This is a genomic window from Oceanobacillus alkalisoli (genome assembly GCF_022213125.1).
Lineage (GTDB): Bacteria > Bacillota > Bacilli > Bacillales > Amphibacillaceae > Oceanobacillus > Oceanobacillus alkalisoli.
Window position 1 is genome coordinate 602638 of the sequence record NZ_JAKNRA010000001.1, and the last position, 17586, is coordinate 620223.

Consider the following 17586-nt stretch of genomic DNA (forward strand, 5'->3'; position numbering starts at 1 on the left):
TTCTCTCCTTAAATTTATCTTCTTTAAATCATACTTTATTGGCAGAGCCAAATAATTTCATGTAATACTTGAGCGCTGTTTTATAACCTTTCATAGATTCTTGCGAAGCTTCTCGTATATTTAGCTTCATAACCCCTTCCGAAAATTCATCATCATTATCTCCATCAATATTATCTGGTACTTCTTTTGCTACATAGCTTTTTAATTGCTCCATTCCTTCTTTATTGAGATCTGTAAATAAGTTAATCTTTTGGATTCCAAGGGCAATGGCTCTTTGAAGATTGATATCACCAGTACCAGATCCGCCATGAAGTACTAACGGAATATTGACATTTCTTTCTATAGTTTCTATTAAATCAAACTCAAGATAAGGTTCCCCCTTGTAATTACCATGTGAGGTCCCTACTGCCACAGCTAGACAATCAATATTTGTTTTCTTCACAAAGTCTGCTGCTTGATCTGGATTGGTAAGACCTTTATCTCGTGTTTCATTATAATTCAACCCAACACCGACGTGTCCCAATTCTGCTTCAACGGATACTCCAACGGCATGCGCTATTTTGGTAATTTCCGTTACCTGATCTACATTATCTTTGTAGGGCAATGTTGATCTATCTACCATGACTGATGTGAATCCAGAACGAATTGCCCGTATAGCAGCCTCAAAAGTATCTCCATGATCTAGATTGAGAGCTGCACTAACGTCTCTATATTTGCTAGCAAAGAAGTGAGCAATTGCACTCACTTCTTCAATACCATGAGCTGGTGCACAGTCCAATATAATTGGTGCATTTAATTCTCTAGCTGCCTGAAACGCAGCCTCAACTGACTCCAAATTAAAAACATTTGGTGCAGCTATCCCATATCTTCTCTTTTTTGCGTCATCCAGTAAGTCTTTCATCGGTATAAGCATGATCATACTCCCTTATTATTAGTTTGCTGATTTACTAAAACATACTAGATTGCTAGAATAAACCGATATATGAACCTGCTAAACTAAGGATGAGAATAGATAATAAAATGATGGTGAAGTTTTGTCCCCTCTTTTTCAGGTACCAGTATATGGAAAATGTAACTAGTAATGGTAAGATACCTGGTGCGATACTGTCTAATAACGCCTGGACTTTTAATGGTTCTCCGCCTTCAATGTTAATTGTAAGGGGGATATCCAATTTAACAAAGCTAGCTGCTAAAGCCCCCATCATGAATAAACCGAGAATGCTAGCACCTGTAATTAATTCTTTTACCCACCCACTTTGTAAGATGGATTTTACTGATTCTTTCCCTACAGAATAGCCAAAGTTCCATAAATAGTAACCCTCTATAACTGTTACTATTGTAAATAGGAAGGGAATGAAGGCACCAAAGACACTTCCAGTTGCACCGAAAGAACAAGCTAATGCAAAAATTATTGGTTTTAATGTTCCCCAGTCAATCGTATCTCCAATTCCTGCAAATGGCCCCATCAAACCTGTTTTGATTCCAGTAATTGCATTTTCTGGGATTTTTCCATTGTTTGCTTTTTGTTCTTCCATAGCAATGGTTATCCCATGAATAAGACTTCCCCAAGTGCCCTGTGAGTTGAAAAAGTTCAAATGCCTTGTCAACGCTTGACTTAATTCTTCTTTAGTTCGATAGAGCTTACGTAAGATTGGAGAAAGGCTTGCACAAAAAGCAACTGATTGCATTCGTTCATATGAATTCGAAATTTCGCATATGAGCCACCAAAGAATAAAGGATTTATTAATGTCCCTTTTAGTTAGCCTAATGCCAGTTTCATTCGTTTTATCCATTTCATTAGTAACTCCTATGGATTCATTTGTCATGTTGTAGTCCCAGCTCCTTTCTCTTTTTTCATAAGCACAACTAGCAGAGCAATACAAGTTCCAAATATAGCAGCAGCCATCACATCAATTGCAAAATATTGGACTACAAAAAACCCTATAATGAAGAAAGGAATAAGATTAGCTCTTCCAATAACAAACACGGTTATTGCAAAACCAAGTGCGGGTAAAACCCCACCTACTACGCTCAGACCATGAAGAATCCATTCAGGCATTGTATCGATAAACCCTTCTACCACTGAAGCCCCATACAAATTTGCTATAAACACGGGTGGAAATCTAAGGAAAAAGGTCAATATCAAAGGATATAGTACTGCACAATACCAAATACCTTTTATATTGGCATCTAATGCATGCTTATCTGCCCTGTGGGCAAATCCCGCATTAATTGTTCGCCTAATCTGATCAAGGAATACCCCAAGTACACCGAAAGGAACAGCCAAAGTTACTGCCATAGCTGGATCCATCCCACTTTGTACTGCAATAGGGATTGCGATTACACCTGCAAAACCCTCATCTGCTGGCAAATTTGAGCCAGCGGCAACCATACCTATATAAAGTATATTAATAGCCGCACCAATCTTCATCGCACTTGATAAATCCCCCATAATTAAACCAATGGGAAGTGCCATAACGATAGGCTGGCGTAATACCGCTTGAAAGGTGTAACCTAGCTTTCCCATAGCTAACCAGTGTAATAAAGCGGTAAAAGTTGCTAGTCCAATGGACATAATGAGCCCCCCTAGAAATTAAATTTTTTAATTGCATTTTCTAGCTTTACTTTTTGTTCTTCGGGGATGATATGGAGGTAAATATCAGAACCTCCTTCTTCCATTTCCTGTAATTGTTCGACATCTTTCTTGTCAAATGAAACTGCCCTCAAAACTGTCACCCTCCCTGGCGCACTTGCCAATCCGCCAATTTGCAAATATTGTATAGGGAAACCCTGTTTATAGCAGTTATAACAACTTTCAACATCTTTAAAGAGCAGCAATATATTTCCCACACCTAATTCATTTTCTTTCCATAATTGTGTTGCTTCATTGACGCTGAGTATTTCAATTGAAATTCCTGTAGGTGCTGCCGCAACATAGATGTCCGCCATAAAATCGTCTTCCGATAAATCATCATCGATAATTACAATCCGATTGGCACCCGCCACCTTCAGCCACTTAGTAATTACCTGCCCATGAATTAAACGAGTGTCTATCCGAATTAATTTTATATTTGCCATTCCAACAACCCCTTTCTTAAACAATTATTTATTAACTTTATTAAATGACTGAATTTCATAATTACCAAAGTCGGCTTTCCCATCACCATATGTAGTTGGGAACGAACCAACTCAAGTACATATGGTGATGGTGATGCATTAAATACGTATTATGAAATTCATTAAAATAATTCTTGACGAACATTTTTAATTCCTTCAATCCCTGCCTTGCAGCACCCATTCGTTACCTCCTGGAGGTTGCTATTTCCCCTTAAACTGAGTGCTTCGATCAGCATAGGCAAATTGACACCTGTAAGGCATTCCATATTACGTTGTTTCATATTTGCTGCCGTTACATTAAACGGACTTCCACCATATAAATCGGTTAACACTAAAACCCCCTCTCCGGTATCTAATTTTGTGGCTTCTAATTCAACTTCCTTTTTCAATAAATGAATATCGTCATCCGCATTTAAATTTAACGCATTTACACTAACCTGCTTCCCGACAATCAATTCAGCTGAATTGAGAAGCTCTGTGCTAAACTTGCCATGGGTAACAATTAAAATACCTATCATGCCAAATTCCCTCCCCTTTCTAAACTGAATGAATTTCATAATTACCAAAGTCGGCTTTCCCATCACCATATGTAGTTGGGAACGAACCAACTCAACTACATATGGTGATGGTGAAGCATTAAGTACGTATTATGAAATTCATTAAACTTTTAAAGAAATAAACTTCTCCTCGAGAAAATTCGCAATTCCCTGATGTCCACCTTCCCTACCAAAACCACTCTGTTTTATCCCACCAAAGGGCGCTTGTGCTACGGCGGGGGAAGAATCATTTAAACCAATGATCCCAAATTGTAATGCCTCTGCTGTTCGAACAGCTTTCTCCATATTTGAGGTATAGACGTAGGCAGCTAGGCCATAGTCAGTATTATTAGCTTCAGCTATCACATCCTCTATATTGTTAAAATGAATGATTGGTGCAACAGGACCGAAAGTCTCTTCAGACATAATTAGCATATCGTTTGTTACACCAGTCAAAACTGTTGGCTCAAAGTAGTAGCCTTTCCTTTTAAAACAACGTTCTCCACCTTGTATAATAGTGGCACCCTTTTCAACAGAATCTTTAACGTGACTACTGACTTTATTTAAAGCGCTTTCATTCACAAGTGGACCAATTTCTATACCCTCATCTAGACCACTTCCTATGCTTAACTGTTTAATCCGAGACACAAATAATTCTGTGAACTCTTGCTTTACTTTTTCATGTACATAAATACGATTAGCACAAATACAGGTTTGACCTACATTGCGATATTTACTCTTAATTGCTCCTTCGACTGCTTTCTGAATATCTGCATCCTCAAAAACAATAAATGGCGCATGCCCTCCCAGCTCAAGTGATAACTTTTTCAATTGCTGCGCAGATTTCTTAACTAGAATCCTTCCCACACGAGTTGAACCAGTAAATGAAACCTTTTTAACAATCGGGTTTTCAAAAATTTCATCTGAAAATGACTCGGGCATACCAGTTACAATGTTAATGACACCTTGTGGGAACTTCGCCAATTCTACTAATTTAGCAAAGGCTAATGCCGTTAAGGATCCTTGTTCCGCTGGTTTTAAGATTGTTGCACAACCAGCCGCCAAAGCAGGGGCTAGCTTTCTTGTTAACATGGAAAGCGGAAAGTTCCACGGTGTAATAGCGGCCACAACTCCAATAGGTTGCTTAATTACAAAAAGACGTTTGTTCGAGCTAGATGCTGGGATTGTTTCACCATAAATACGTCGGCCTTCTTCAGCATACCAAGTAAGGAAACTTGATGCCTGTTGAACTTCACCCAGCGCCTGGCCTTTTACTTTGCCCATTTCCAAGCTTATAATGGATGCTAATTCCTGTTCATATTTGAGTAAAAGATCCCGCAGTTTCAATAAAAAACTTCCACGTTCATTTGCTGTTAATCCTGACCATTTTGGAAAGGCGTTAGCGGCTGCTTCAATCGCTTCGTTTGCGTCTGAACGACTTGCATTTGGAACTTTTGCCAATACTTCTTCATTAGATGGGTTTATAATTTCAATCGTTGAACAATCCTCAGCTTTCTTCCACTCTCCATTAATAAAGCATCTTAAGTCATCTAAATTAATAAGCGATAATTCTTTTAAAGCATTTTCTACTTTCATATTAAAAACCCCCATTTTTTTCTTTTCAATTATTTTTGATTAGCTATTGATAAGTCTATTAGCAGTTGGTTCATCGATAATTAACGCATTAATCACTTCAGATAATAAAGCTGAGTGTATAGCATTTGATTTCTTTATCCCACCTGCAATAGCCATTACCATGGGTGCTTGCTTTATTTTTTCAAATTCAATACCTATTAATCTCTCCATAAAATCCGTTTGCACGAACTCTCCATCCTTATCTAAAAAATGTCCGCCAACTTCGGCAACTACCCCTTTATCTTTCAACTTCTTTATTTCTTTTTCTCTTGAAATATGTGGTAAAGTCAATAAAGATGTACACACTGTACCTATACCAAGCACCATAATATCTGCTTTTCCAGCTTGCTTTAGCAGTACCTCTGCACTTTTATCTTTCATAACTGCTGATTTGGTATCTGGCGAACTAACAAAAGTAGGAAAAGGGACTTGTAGGTAAGAGCCTCCTAGTTGTTTTGCTAATTTTTCTGCATGGGTATTTCCGGTATAGTGGTAATCCGATTGACTTACACCACCATTGATAGGGACAACCATAACAGGAATATGCGTGTTAAATACATCAGCTGTGACCATGCCATTAATTGTACTGCCACCAGTAATTCCGACGATATTTTCTTTCCTAACTATTTTTTGTAAAAATAGAGCAGCATGCAACCCTAATTTTGACTTCAAAGCAATGTTAGACGGAAATGGGCCTGGAACAACCTTGACGAAAGTTAATCCGTATTCTGTTCTTATCCTCTCCTCAAGTTCACTTAGCGGAGCAAATGGATCGCGAATTCTAATTTCTACAAAACCCTTTTCTAAAGCTTTGTTCAGTAAGGTGCTCACTTTTGCAGCACTTAATCCTAATTCATTACTAATATGACGTTGAAGCCAGCCTTCTTGATAATGTAAATGTGCTATTTTGATCATTAACTGTAACTCATCTTGTTTAATTAGGTCATTTTCTAACTTCAAAGTTCCAATCCTCCATTTGTTTTATACTACAAAAGTTTTAACCCCCAAAATTAAAATTGTAGGTTATTAGAGTATATTGTTTTTCTTCACTATTATGACCTTTTATCAAAAAAGCATAAAATTTCCCCAGCTATATTCACCCTTTATTTTCAGCTGTACAAGATAACAGGGGCATTACAGGGTTAAAATTAAAATAAAAAAATCGATAAAACTGTTTGTTAGAAAAAAAAAACAGCCTTACCGATCAATGTATTATTATCTTCATCAATTAAACTAACCTACTAAAAATTGGGCTTTACTAAAGTTAATTTGTTTCAGATTAGCCGAAGCTAACATCATAAAAAAGTTGTTTACATGCCCGTGATCCCAAATAGATTCAATTAGATAAGTAACCATTAAGTATTGATCTAATAGCTTTTTACTTACGTACCAAATTTGCGCAGCATTAGCCACAACGATATAAGAGTTTAAATTCAGTTCTTCAATATACTGATAACAATATGATATTGACCTACCAGTACATAACACGATTTCCACATCTTTATTTATTAATTTTTGCATGACACTTTTTGTATAAGCAGTAACGGAATAATTATCATTCAAGAGTAAGCCATCCATATCAAATACAACTAATTTGATAGACATCTAAGTTTCCCTCTAATCTTGATTAAATACATATCTATTTTGCCCAACTTTTAGGCCTAATAATGAACTACATAATCCTAAAAAAATAAGAATTAATAAAGGTATTTTCCATTCAAAAGTAATGTCGTGTATCAGTCCTATAATCATTGGACCAAATGCCGCTAAAGTATAACCAATAGTTTGTGCCATTCCAGACAAAGAAGTAGCCTGGTTAGAGTCTCTTGACCGAATAGATAGGAATAATAAAGCTAATGTAAAGTTACCATTTATTGAAAAACCGATCAGAGCGGATGAAATAAAGTATACAACTTTACCGTTATATGCCAATAGCAGTAGTAATCCTAAAATTAAAAAAGCATTTAAAATAACTACTAACCAAGCTTGGCTCTTTAACTTATTTGCAATTAATGGTATTAGCAAACTAGCAGGTATCCCTATTAACTGTAAGTAAGATAATAAAAATCCGGAAGTTGTTTTATCTAATCCAAAACTGATAAATATTTCTGGTAGCCAGGAAATGATAATATAAAATAATAGAGAATGACATCCCATAAAAAAGGCAATTTTCCAGGCAAGGGGGGATTTCCAAATATTAGTGGCCTTTTCAGAAACTGATTGATTCTTAATAGACTGCTTAGATTTCGATATAATAATAAAACTCAAGTATATTAGTGCAATAATTGCGGGTATTACCCATATTAGGAGGGAAATTCTCCAACCTAGCCCTAAACTTTCAGCAATAGGAACGCTTAGAGCAGATGCACTTGTTGCAGAAATCCCCATAACAGTTGAATAAACTCCTGTCATTAACATTAATTTTGTTGGGAATTCCTGTTTTATTATTCCTGGTATAAGGACATTACAAATAGCTATTCCAACACCAATGAATAATGTTCCAAAAAGTAAAAGTATTACTGTTGATGTAGATCGAAGAATTATACCAATCGTTAAAGAAATTAAACCAAACATTATTATTCTTTCATTCTTAAATTTTCGCGCGAGTTGGGGCGTAACTGTCGACATGATAGCGAAAACCACTAACGGTAGGCTAGTTAACATAGCTATACTCCAGTTAGAAAAGCCTATTTCATTTCTAATAATACCAATAACAGGTCCCACAGCAGTAAGTGCTGGTCTTAAATTGATCGCTAATAAAATGACTCCTACTATTAATATTATTTGAGCTCTAGTATCTCCGCTTGTATTTCTTTGTGCTAAATGCTCATCCAAATAAAGTGTCCCCCTGATTAAGATAGTAATTGTTAAGATTTAACAACAATATAAATAGTGCTTACGATAAACTTGTCAAACTTACAGTATTTTGTTCAGCATAAGTATAAGGGTTGCTATGCGATTTCCATGCAACCCCTATAATAAAAAAGTATTTTATTCTGAGTACTAATAATTCGCATTAAATGATATATATTTTGTAATTAAGTACCCTTCTAGACCATACTTTCCACCTTCTTGACCAAGACCACTTTCCTTGATACCTCCAAATGGCGCTTGAATAACGAATGGAGAAGAATCATTTACTCCAATCATTCCATATTCAAGTTCTTCCGATACTCTAAAAGCCCTTCCCAGATCACTTGTATAACAATACCCTGCTAATCCATAATGTTTGTGATTAGCTTTCTCTATAATTTCCTCTTCAGTTTCAAAAGTGAATATTGGAACAACAGGCCCAAATGTTTCCTCAGTCGCTATTAGCATTTTTTCATTCGCCTCAGTAATAATCGTAGGCTGAATAAATTTGCCCCCAGTGTTATTAGCATATTGCTCTCCTCCACATATAATCTTACCTTTTTTATCTCGAACATCTTCTATTTGCTCCATTATTTTATCAAATGACTTTTGGTCAATAATAGGGCCAACGTCTACATCTTCATCTAATCCATTTCCAACCTTAAGTTTTGAAACTTTTTTAGTTAAAGCTTTTGTAAACTTTTCGGCAATGCCCGATTGTACATAAATTCTATTTGTACTTACACACGTTTGCCCAGAATTGCCGAATTTTGTATTTAATATCCCTTCCACCGCTATATTTACATCAGAGTCATCAAATACAATGAATGGGGCATGTCCTCCAAGTTCCATAGAAATTGCTTTTACTGTGTCAGCAGAATCTCTGAATAGTAACTTTCCTACGGCAGTAGAGCCGGTGAAGCTAATCTTACGAACATCCTCGCTCTTTGTCATTTCATTACCTATCTCCTGGGCACTTCCAATAACTAGATTAATCACCCCTTCTGGCAGACCCGCCTTATCGAAACATTCAAATACCTTAACAGCCGATAATGGGGTCGCCGATGCAGGTTTTAGTACCACTGTACACCCAGTTGCTAAAGCCGGTGCAATTTTTCTAGTAATCATTGAAAAAGGAAAATTCCATGGTGTAATAGCAGCGCACACTCCTATAGGTTGCCTCTTTACTATCAGATGTTTATTCTGACTAGAAGCGGGAAGAACGTCTCCATAAATTCTTTTTGCTTCTTCCGCATACCATTCAATGTATGCTATCCCACTTTCGACTTCATCTCTTGAATCTCCTATAGGTTTTCCATTTTCCTTAGTAATTAATTGAGCTATTTCTTCATGCTGTTCTCTTAATAATGTTACTACCTTTTCAAGGTAATACACCCTTTCTGGGAAAGTGGTTTTTTTCCAACTCTTGAATGCCTCTTTTGCACTTTCTATTGCTTCGATAGTCTCTGTTTTTCCAACGACTGGCACCTTTCCAATGATTTCATTAGTTGCTGGGTTTATCACCTCGAGTTGGGATGCTGTTTCAATCCATCTTCCATTTATATAAGCCATTTTATTCCTCCTCATATATTTGTTATCTCTATGTATTCACTTTTAAATCAATAAAGATAATCTGCTTTACAACTGCTCTACTTCTGATAATAGTAAATATGATTATATGGATAAACACGTCTACTATTATTAAATTTCAGATAGCGCTAATAAGATTACCTGAATTAAAAAATTCTATAAATTGGAGTGATTTTCACATACTAAAGCCTTTGCCGATCAGCATTCTTTGATAAATAAGAAAAGGTCACATTCCTTATGGTTTATTAAGCATTACAAAGTAATATCTTGCATTTTCAATGTATAATTAAATAGATCACTTCGGAAAATACCTTCCTCATAGATTACTGGAACTTGTTGTGTATCAAAAGTAGTTCTCTCTATCGCTAATCCAGCAGTTGATTTTTCCACTCCTAAAAGTTTGGCGACTTTTGTTGGCATAATTGATGCATTAATAACGTGTATAGCACTATGAACTGTTCTCCCACAATCTTTTATCAATTGATATAAAGAATTAGGTATATTGTTTAAATCGGTATGTTCTACTATATTAAACGGTATATAGCCCCTTATATAAAGAATGGGTATTTTATTACCAGTTCGTATCCGTTCTATAAAAAGAACATCATCAGATGGGTTTAGATGTAGTTTTTCAGCTATTTCTTGATGTGGTTTTATTTTTTTAGCTTGTAATATTATGCTTCCAGGTTCCATCCCCTTTTCAGTTAATTCTTGACTCATACTTTTTAATCTCGGTAAATCAATAGCCACCTTAGGAACATCTATAGATACAAATGTTCCTTTTCCCGTAATTCTTATCAAATATTTTTGTCTAACTAACTCTTCTAATGCTTTACGAATCGTAGAACGACTCATTTGCGTTTCTCTTAACAGTAAACTTTCAGTGGCGAAAAAGCTTCCCTGCTCTAGATTTTTATCAATAATTACTTTATATAGAGCATCAAATAATTGTTGGTATAAAGGTAACGGATTATTACGATCAATATTTTTAACAGCCGTTCTTACTGCTTCTGGTAATTCTTTGCGGTCCTCTGAATAATTACTTTTTCCAATGTTATTAATCATTAATTTTATTTCCCTTTCCAAAATAATTACTATTTTTAAATATTCAATTTAAGACAAAAGAAGCTAACTAAATATAAATACGTTAAACACCCTCCCTCATAATCTTTTGTTAAATAATTTTTATCAAAGTCAAATTTCTATTTCATTTATTTCGATAATAATCAGACACTAAAGTCTACTGTCGAAGCATTTTTGATTCATTTGAATATAGAGGCTAATTATTCAGATCAACATATTCATTACAATGACTAAATAATCAAAGGAAAATAAAAATTTTGATGACTATATTGGTAGCGCATTAATGATCACTATAACTCCGTATTCAATCAGAAAAAAGATTTTGTAACCATTTCATTCTAGAGAAACCTAAAATCTTCTGTTTCTGGATCAATCCCAAGTCGGCCATTGCAATCAAGCTTCGACATTTTTTCCATGTCTTTTTCCTCAAGCCTAAAATTAAATAAATCAAAGTTTTCTTTTATCCTTGATGCGGTAACTGATTTCGGAATAACAATTGTATTCCGTTCTAAATGCCACCTTAAAATGATCTGAGCTGGTGTCTTTGCATGTTTTTGTGCAAGGCTTTTAACGAGTTCATCTTGTAATATATTGCCTTTAACCAGAGGAGACCATGCTGTTACAGCGATTTGTCTTTCCTCGCAAAATTCTTTCAAATCCCTTTGTTGTAGGTAGGGATGACATTCTACTTGGTTAATCATCGGATGAGTATTCACTTTATTTTCAAGTTGCAAAAGGTGCTTTTCATGGTGATTAGATACTCCCGGCACACGAATTAGCTTCTCTTCATATAATCTTTCAATCGCTCGATAAGTATCGACAAATATATCCGGAAGTGGCCAGTGTATTAAATATAAATCAATATAGTCAAGACCAAGAGTCCGAAGAGACTTTTCAAATGCACGTAACGTTTCATCATAACCTTGCTCATCATTCCATACTTTAGTAGTAATAAACAGCTCTTCTCTAGGAACCTCCGATAACCGAATTGCTTCCCCCACTTCTTTTTCATTTTTATAATAGCTCGCTGTATCTATTGCCCGATAACCTGCCCTTAATGCTTCTAATACAGCATTTACAGTAACTTTTGGTTCGGACATTTTAAAAACTCCTAGTCCTACACGTGGCATGAGAACACCATTTCTTAATCATTTTAACGTCATTCTATAAAATACCTCCGATCGAATTAGTCCTCACTACCATAAAAATAAAATATAAATACCATCTTCTTAATAAATTATTAAACCATTTTGCTATTTAGTTCGACTCCGCTGTCAATTTGATAACTTTGTATAGCTTTAGCAATTACTTTTCTTACAGGCTTTTTATAATTATCAAAGTCTTCTAGTTCTAAATGCAGCAAATTCTTACTAATTAATTCCTCACACCTGCACCATGACGAAAAAAAAGTTGCACCTGTCAATAAAAGACAACCTTTAATATTTGCTTCTTCATCTAATTGAATTAGAATAATAGCACCAGAAAACACACCTTTACTTCTCTCCACTAATACATTTCCATTTTGTAAAAAATTATTGTAATGTCCAAGAAATTCTTTTGTTTGTTTTGTTTTAAAATACCATTGAATAATAACCAGAATAATAAAAAATAAAAATAGAATTTTCATATCTTCACCTATTTTATTGTAATATTTCCAGGCTGTGATAAGTCACTTTTAAAACTTGGGGTTAAATGGATATGTCCTGGCAATTTCGCCTCTTTAGCATTATCAAAACACAATGAAACATGACCAAGTGAATAAAGATTTTCACTAACTACTGCTCCAACAGCTGTAATAGTATAAATTTGATCAATAATCTTCACACTATCTCCCACCTCAATTAGTCCTTCTTCTTGGTTTTCTTCGGTGATTACACAATAAGCTCTTAAATCTTGTGGTGCGCTTTGATTAAATAAAATCAATAAACCAGCCTGTAACATCTCATCTACATTAGCGCCGATTTCAATAATTTCCACGTTATATTTCACTCTTAAACCTCCTAAATTTCAACCTTTATTAATAATATATATTTATTTTATTTCTTTTTACACTTATTGTTTCGCTCATAAATTATATTACCTAGTTTTAACAGAATTAAAAATATAGAGAGCTGAGAATACATCGGGCGATGTCTACGTTATTTTTCATAACGGAATTTATCGATAGATTAAACCTCGCTCTCTTCTCCTAGCAACCTTTCAGTACGCATATCTATTTTGAAATTATAAAGTTTGATAGTTTTATATTTATTAAGAATAGAGACCAATACTGAATAGATAAGCAATTACTACCGCTAGAGGGGCTGAAATTTGTCTAGCAATTAGAAACGCCGGTGTCCCATATTGAATAGTTTTTGGTTTCGCTTGCATTATAGACATACCAACTGGAAAAAAATCCCCACCTACTTGGGCGTTAATAGCAAATAAAGCTGGCAAGGCAAACTCTGGTGGAATTGATCCCGCTGCAATTTGAGTTCCTACTAGGACACCTACGACTTGGGCAACAGCTGCTCCTGGACCTAGCACAGGAGATAAAAACGGAAAGCTACAGATAATCGAGATAATTAATAATCCCCAAAGTGATGATCCAAGGGGAGTTAGAGCATTTGCAATCCATTCCCCAACACCAGTATACTGTACTGCAGCGACTAAAATACTGACAAACGCCATAAAGGGTATAATTGTTTTTAATAAAAGATCAACAGTCTTTCTACCAGCATCTAAAAACATAGAAACTATCGAGCCTACAGATGACCCGATTTTTGATAATAGATTAAATACGGAATTACCTTTTTCTTCCTCCTGTTTTTCATCCATTTTTTCAAGCTCTATTTCAGATGCCGTTTCCTCCACAGTTCTAATTTCAACATCTACTGGGTCTGCTTCTTTAACGATTTTAATATTTTCTTTTTTAACGCCAGATACATATAAATCTTTTACTATATGATCGGCCAACGGGCCAGAAGGACCAATCGAATATAAATTAATTGTATCTATGCCTTTCTGTGGATAAATGCCACATCTTAATGTGCCACCACAGTTAATAATTGCACAAACAATCTCCTCATCATTCGGTACTTCTTTAAAGCCATTTACTACTTCTGCACCTATAGTATCTGCAATATAGATAGCTAATTCATGAACTCCGCCGCCTGTCATTGATAAAACCTTATTTTTTTTACCCTCACACTTTAAAAACAGTGGTCCTCCCCAACCGCTACTTCCTTTTTCAACCTTAACCATTTTATTCATGATTTACCCCCCCTATTAAACTTGATAATTGTTCCTTTTCGCAATAATAGTAAATACTATTTCTAAAATAATTGCACTTATGAGGCCTACAACTATACCGGTAATAATATAGCGGATAGCTAATGCACCAACAGGCAAACCAAGTTGTTCAATACCTTGGGCCACTCCTAGCCAAACAAACAATTCTGCCGGATTTGCGTGGGGGAATAAGCTTGTTAATGGATGTCCGATTCTGAATAATGCTTCTAACATTCCTGGCTTTGATCTTTCTGGTAGAAATCTACCTAAAGTACCACTAGCTGGACTTCCAAGGAAGAACTGAGCGAATACAGGGAATATAGAATACTTTAATATAGGGTTTTTAGCTAAAAATTGACCCATTTTTTCGATTCGACCCTCACCTACAATATTTACCAAGAATTGAATCAATGTTAACATTCCTATAAGGATAGGAACTATACCTGTAAACATGCCTACAAATGTCTCCCCTACAAATTCAAAAAAACCTACAAACGTTTCCGCAAAATCAACGATAAACGCCACATTTTGACCCCCTCTTTATTATTTTCAATAATAATAGTCAAAAGCCAGATAATATAATATCTTCAATCAAATGCATGGCAACACATTCCTTGGTTGTTTGCTATCTTGCAATTGGGGGACTTATACATAATCCCCCTTCCATTAACTAAGATATAATAATATAACCAATTCCTTAATAACTATTTAGACTCTTATCGTAACAACACACTAACACGGTAACTTCCTTGTGTACTAGCAATTTCGTAAGCTTTTTGAATATCTTCTAAGAGAATATTCGTTTCGACCAGCTTAGAAACATTAACTCTTCCTTCATTTAATAAGCTTGCAGATATATTAAAATCAAGGATATCAGCTCCGTATGTACCTATCAGCTCCATCTTTCTGTAATGAACTAAATTTGAGTCTACATTTAACTTCGGAGCTGGATATCCAGCCGCAAATAATAATAATTTACCGTTTAGATTTTTAACCATTTCAAGGGCCTGATCATTTGCTTTTGTATTTCCAACCGCAAGTATAATAGCATCTGCACCTTCACCATCAGTTAACTCTTTCACCCTCTCTACTGGGTCATGTTCTTTTACATCAATCACATTTAACCCCATCGCCCTTGCTGCTTCAATCTTTTTATCCATCATTTCGGTAACGATGACATCTGCACCATATGCTTTTGCTGTTAGCGCATTCAATACACCCATCGTTCCAGCGCCAATCACAACAACTCGCTCCATAGCAGTAATTCTTAATCTTCTTAAGCCACCAACAACGGTTGCAAGCGGTTCCAAAAAGCCAGCTTCATTAAAAGGTAATTTGGGATTCATTTTAATTACTGCATTTGCGTCTTTAACATCATAGGTTGCAAATCCCAAATGCCCATAATATCCCTCTTTATTTTGGTCTTTAAAAGGGTTTAATACTTCCGTACATTCACTTGTCCTTCCTACTTGACAAGCAGAACACTCTCCACAGTAATCATAAGCAACCGCAACATGATCTCCAATACTTAATTCATTTCTTACATTCTTCCCTTTCTCAACTATGACACCAGAACCCTCATGACCGCCAGCCATTGGATAAGGCTGATGTTCTCTTAATCCCAACCATTGACCAAAATCTGTTGTACAAATATTACAGGTTTCTTGCTTGATTAATACTTGGTTATCACCAACTTTCGGAACTTGTCCTTCATGTACTTCTGCATTTTTCACTCTAGTTAAAACGGCAAATTTTCTTTTTGTCATGATTATAGTTCCTCCCAAATAATATCTTGCTTAAGATAACAAACAGTGTTTAATCTCAAGGTTTATGAATAATATTAGCAAACCTTTCTAATAACTCTTTCGCTTCTTCCGGAGGGCGTTGCCACACATTTCTACCAATCGCCACGCCATTCACCCCTACATCCACAGCTTCATCCACCATTTTAACTAAGTCTTCCGTAGACCCACTCTTACTTCCACCTAGCAAAATAATTGGAACGTTGAAATATTTAACCCAACTTTCTAGTGTCTTCGTGTCTCCAGGATGAGCTACTTTCAAGATATCTGCTCCCAATTCAAAGGCGACCCGATTCGCGTCAGTTAAAACATTTGCACGTTCCTCAGGATCTTCTATAGGCTTTGAAGTAAGTGGTTCAACCAACACAGGCATCTCCCATTTTTCGGCCTCTTCGATAACTGAAGCAATCAATTTAATAGAACGCATTCTTTCAGCAGCAGGGCGATCCCAAAATAGGACGAGTTTCATACAATCGTATCCCCTTCGAACTGCTGTCTCTGGGCTAAACGTTAATTGATGCTCCATTCTTTCATTTTTTACTTCATAACTAAAGACATCGGCATTCAACATACGCCCAGGTGCACCTTTCCCCTGAAATACTTCACTGGCTTGCCTGGCAACTCCGTCATTTAATAATACTGCATCGACACCAGGGGTTTGCAATTCCCTGAGAGTCTTAACCGGATCTTCTAAACCCTCCATACTTCCACCTATCCCGTGATCTACCGGCAATACAAGCGTGTTACCAGTGTCTTTCCTAAAAATCCGGGATAGTCGTAATGATTTTCCCACTTTGTCACCCACTCCTTATGTTATTTTTTTACTAGATACAATCCACTACTTTGTAAATTTAATTTTATATATTAATTAAATTATCTAAATTCGGTTTGTACGTATAATGGATTAATGTTATAATACTAGAGAAGCATTTTTTTGTCAATACTATTTATTTAAAGTTTTTAGTTTATTTCAAAAAACAGACTTAAACGTAGATGAGAATAACTAATCGTAATCCAACTCTATCTATAATAGAGTGTGTCTTTATAAATAGAACATCATTATTCAACCAAATGGATATTCAAGAGGATTAAATGATTTACCAATAAAACATTTTGTCTTGAATGGTATATTGTAAGAACAAAATCATCTAAATTCTGTGTACTATCCTACAAGTGTTCTAGTTGCTTGATGGTTTTCTGTTTTAAGCAAGTAAACAGCATGATAAGAAAATTTCATTTACTAAAACAAAAAAGCCGCCAAGTTATGCTCACTTCCGAAGCACAACCCAACAGCTTTTCCCATTTCAATTACCTCTCCACCTCACACAATAACCCCATCCTCAAAAACATCCCAAACACCCCAACCTTACTCCGGCACCACAATATTCGCTTTCCGCCTTAACAACTGATGCGCCTACACTAATTCCGTCAGATTCCATATGGCTCCGGCAGGGTCTGGCCAGTCATAATTCCAATTATCATATTTAGGAATGACATCGGCAGGCAGCGCAACTACCTCTTTTTTTTCATTGTTACAGCTACAACTTAGCTTCCCGGTGTATGTCCACCGACATTCCCGATAGAGCCTCCTTGATTATTCGCCCGGCTATCTTTCTAGGCTTTTATGCCATAATGTAGAGCTAAAACCACTTTCCCCTTCTTGGATCAGGATTCCCGCCCTATAGACTAACCCTTATCAG

General features: G+C 35.8%; 18 protein-coding genes. All 18 read right to left on the bottom strand.

Translation table 11 applies throughout. The features are described from left to right. Positions 1-28: 28 nt before the first annotated feature. Positions 29-913, bottom strand: a complete 885-nt coding sequence (locus L3V42_RS02725) for a class II fructose-bisphosphate aldolase (protein ID WP_235763214.1) — start codon at positions 911-913, stop codon at positions 29-31. 52 nt (positions 914-965) lie between these two features. Then, the gene (locus tag L3V42_RS02730) at positions 966-1793 is read right to left on the bottom strand and encodes a PTS system mannose/fructose/sorbose family transporter subunit IID (RefSeq protein WP_235763215.1); all 828 of its coding nucleotides are present in this window, start codon (positions 1791-1793) and stop codon (positions 966-968) included. Positions 1794-1822: 29 nt separating this feature from the next. Next, positions 1823-2575: a PTS mannose/fructose/sorbose/N-acetylgalactosamine transporter subunit IIC gene (locus tag L3V42_RS02735; RefSeq protein ID WP_238471226.1), complete on the bottom strand. Its 753-nt coding sequence runs from the start codon at positions 2573-2575 to the stop codon at positions 1823-1825. A gap of 11 nt (positions 2576-2586) precedes the next feature. Next, entirely contained in the window at positions 2587-3078 is a 492-nt protein-coding gene (locus L3V42_RS02740) for a PTS sugar transporter subunit IIB (RefSeq protein WP_235763217.1), read from the bottom strand. Positions 3079-3239: 161 nt separating this feature from the next. Continuing rightward, a complete protein-coding gene (locus tag L3V42_RS02745; RefSeq protein WP_235763218.1) occupies positions 3240-3635 on the bottom strand; it encodes a PTS sugar transporter subunit IIA in 396 nt (131 codons plus the stop codon). Between the two features lie 141 nt (positions 3636-3776). Next, on the bottom strand, positions 3777-5249 hold the full coding sequence (locus L3V42_RS02750; protein ID WP_238471227.1) for an NAD-dependent succinate-semialdehyde dehydrogenase: 1473 nt from the start codon (positions 5247-5249) through the stop codon (positions 3777-3779). Between the two features lie 39 nt (positions 5250-5288). After that, the gene (locus L3V42_RS02755) at positions 5289-6248 is read right to left on the bottom strand and encodes a sugar-binding transcriptional regulator (protein ID WP_238471228.1); all 960 of its coding nucleotides are present in this window, start codon (positions 6246-6248) and stop codon (positions 5289-5291) included. Positions 6249-6521: 273 nt separating this feature from the next. Further along, positions 6522-6893 carry an HAD family hydrolase gene (locus L3V42_RS02760; RefSeq protein ID WP_238471229.1) on the bottom strand — a complete coding sequence of 124 codons (372 nt, stop codon included), beginning with the start codon at positions 6891-6893 and terminating at the stop codon, positions 6522-6524. Between the two features lie 12 nt (positions 6894-6905). After that, on the bottom strand, positions 6906-8123 hold the full coding sequence (locus L3V42_RS02765; protein ID WP_235763222.1) for a CynX/NimT family MFS transporter: 1218 nt from the start codon (positions 8121-8123) through the stop codon (positions 6906-6908). 168 nt (positions 8124-8291) lie between these two features. Further along, complete coding sequence (locus L3V42_RS02770; protein WP_238471230.1) at positions 8292-9713, bottom strand: NAD-dependent succinate-semialdehyde dehydrogenase; 1422 nt, start codon at positions 9711-9713, stop codon at positions 8292-8294. Between the two features lie 270 nt (positions 9714-9983). Next, positions 9984-10796, bottom strand: a complete 813-nt coding sequence (locus tag L3V42_RS02775) for a GntR family transcriptional regulator (protein WP_235763224.1) — start codon at positions 10794-10796, stop codon at positions 9984-9986. Between the two features lie 356 nt (positions 10797-11152). Further along, positions 11153-11914, bottom strand: coding sequence for an aldo/keto reductase (locus L3V42_RS02780; protein ID WP_439651876.1), 762 nt, complete (start codon positions 11912-11914; stop codon positions 11153-11155). 140 nt (positions 11915-12054) lie between these two features. Beyond that, entirely contained in the window at positions 12055-12441 is a 387-nt protein-coding gene (locus L3V42_RS02785; protein WP_235763225.1) for a transcriptional regulator GutM, read from the bottom strand. Between the two features lie 8 nt (positions 12442-12449). Further along, the gene (locus L3V42_RS02790; RefSeq protein WP_238471232.1) at positions 12450-12803 is read right to left on the bottom strand and encodes a PTS glucitol/sorbitol transporter subunit IIA; all 354 of its coding nucleotides are present in this window, start codon (positions 12801-12803) and stop codon (positions 12450-12452) included. A 261-nt stretch (positions 12804-13064) separates the two neighbouring features. After that, entirely contained in the window at positions 13065-14066 is a 1002-nt protein-coding gene (gene srlE, locus L3V42_RS02795) for a PTS glucitol/sorbitol transporter subunit IIB (RefSeq protein ID WP_235763227.1), read from the bottom strand. 15 nt (positions 14067-14081) lie between these two features. Then, complete coding sequence (gene srlA / locus L3V42_RS02800; RefSeq protein ID WP_235763228.1) at positions 14082-14609, bottom strand: PTS glucitol/sorbitol transporter subunit IIC; 528 nt, start codon at positions 14607-14609, stop codon at positions 14082-14084. Between the two features lie 191 nt (positions 14610-14800). Next, entirely contained in the window at positions 14801-15850 is a 1050-nt protein-coding gene (locus tag L3V42_RS02805) for a zinc-dependent alcohol dehydrogenase (RefSeq protein WP_238471233.1), read from the bottom strand. Positions 15851-15905: 55 nt separating this feature from the next. Continuing rightward, complete coding sequence (locus L3V42_RS02810; RefSeq protein ID WP_235763230.1) at positions 15906-16679, bottom strand: class I fructose-bisphosphate aldolase; 774 nt, start codon at positions 16677-16679, stop codon at positions 15906-15908. Between the last annotated feature and the right edge of the window lie 907 nt (positions 16680-17586).

Excerpts from the sequence above, each read along its gene's own strand:
- L3V42_RS02725 (WP_235763214.1), bottom strand. The coding sequence starts at position 913 with ATGCTTATACCGATGAAAGACTTACTGGATGACGCAAAAAAGAGAAGA.
- L3V42_RS02730 (WP_235763215.1), bottom strand. The coding sequence starts at position 1,793 with ATGGATAAAACGAATGAAACTGGCATTAGGCTAACTAAAAGGGACATT.
- L3V42_RS02735 (WP_238471226.1), bottom strand. The coding sequence starts at position 2,575 with ATGTCCATTGGACTAGCAACTTTTACCGCTTTATTACACTGGTTAGCT.
- L3V42_RS02740 (WP_235763217.1), bottom strand. The coding sequence starts at position 3,078 with ATGGCAAATATAAAATTAATTCGGATAGACACTCGTTTAATTCATGGG.
- L3V42_RS02745 (WP_235763218.1), bottom strand. The coding sequence starts at position 3,635 with ATGATAGGTATTTTAATTGTTACCCATGGCAAGTTTAGCACAGAGCTT.
- L3V42_RS02750 (WP_238471227.1), bottom strand. The coding sequence starts at position 5,249 with ATGAAAGTAGAAAATGCTTTAAAAGAATTATCGCTTATTAATTTAGAT.
- L3V42_RS02760 (WP_238471229.1), bottom strand. The coding sequence starts at position 6,893 with ATGTCTATCAAATTAGTTGTATTTGATATGGATGGCTTACTCTTGAAT.
- L3V42_RS02770 (WP_238471230.1), bottom strand. The coding sequence starts at position 9,713 with ATGGCTTATATAAATGGAAGATGGATTGAAACAGCATCCCAACTCGAG.
- L3V42_RS02775 (WP_235763224.1), bottom strand. The coding sequence starts at position 10,796 with ATGATTAATAACATTGGAAAAAGTAATTATTCAGAGGACCGCAAAGAA.
- L3V42_RS02780 (WP_439651876.1), bottom strand. The coding sequence starts at position 11,914 with ATGTCCGAACCAAAAGTTACTGTAAATGCTGTATTAGAAGCATTAAGG.
- L3V42_RS02785 (WP_235763225.1), bottom strand. The coding sequence starts at position 12,441 with ATGAAAATTCTATTTTTATTTTTTATTATTCTGGTTATTATTCAATGG.
- srlE (WP_235763227.1), bottom strand. The coding sequence starts at position 14,066 with ATGAATAAAATGGTTAAGGTTGAAAAAGGAAGTAGCGGTTGGGGAGGA.
- L3V42_RS02805 (WP_238471233.1), bottom strand. The coding sequence starts at position 15,850 with ATGACAAAAAGAAAATTTGCCGTTTTAACTAGAGTGAAAAATGCAGAA.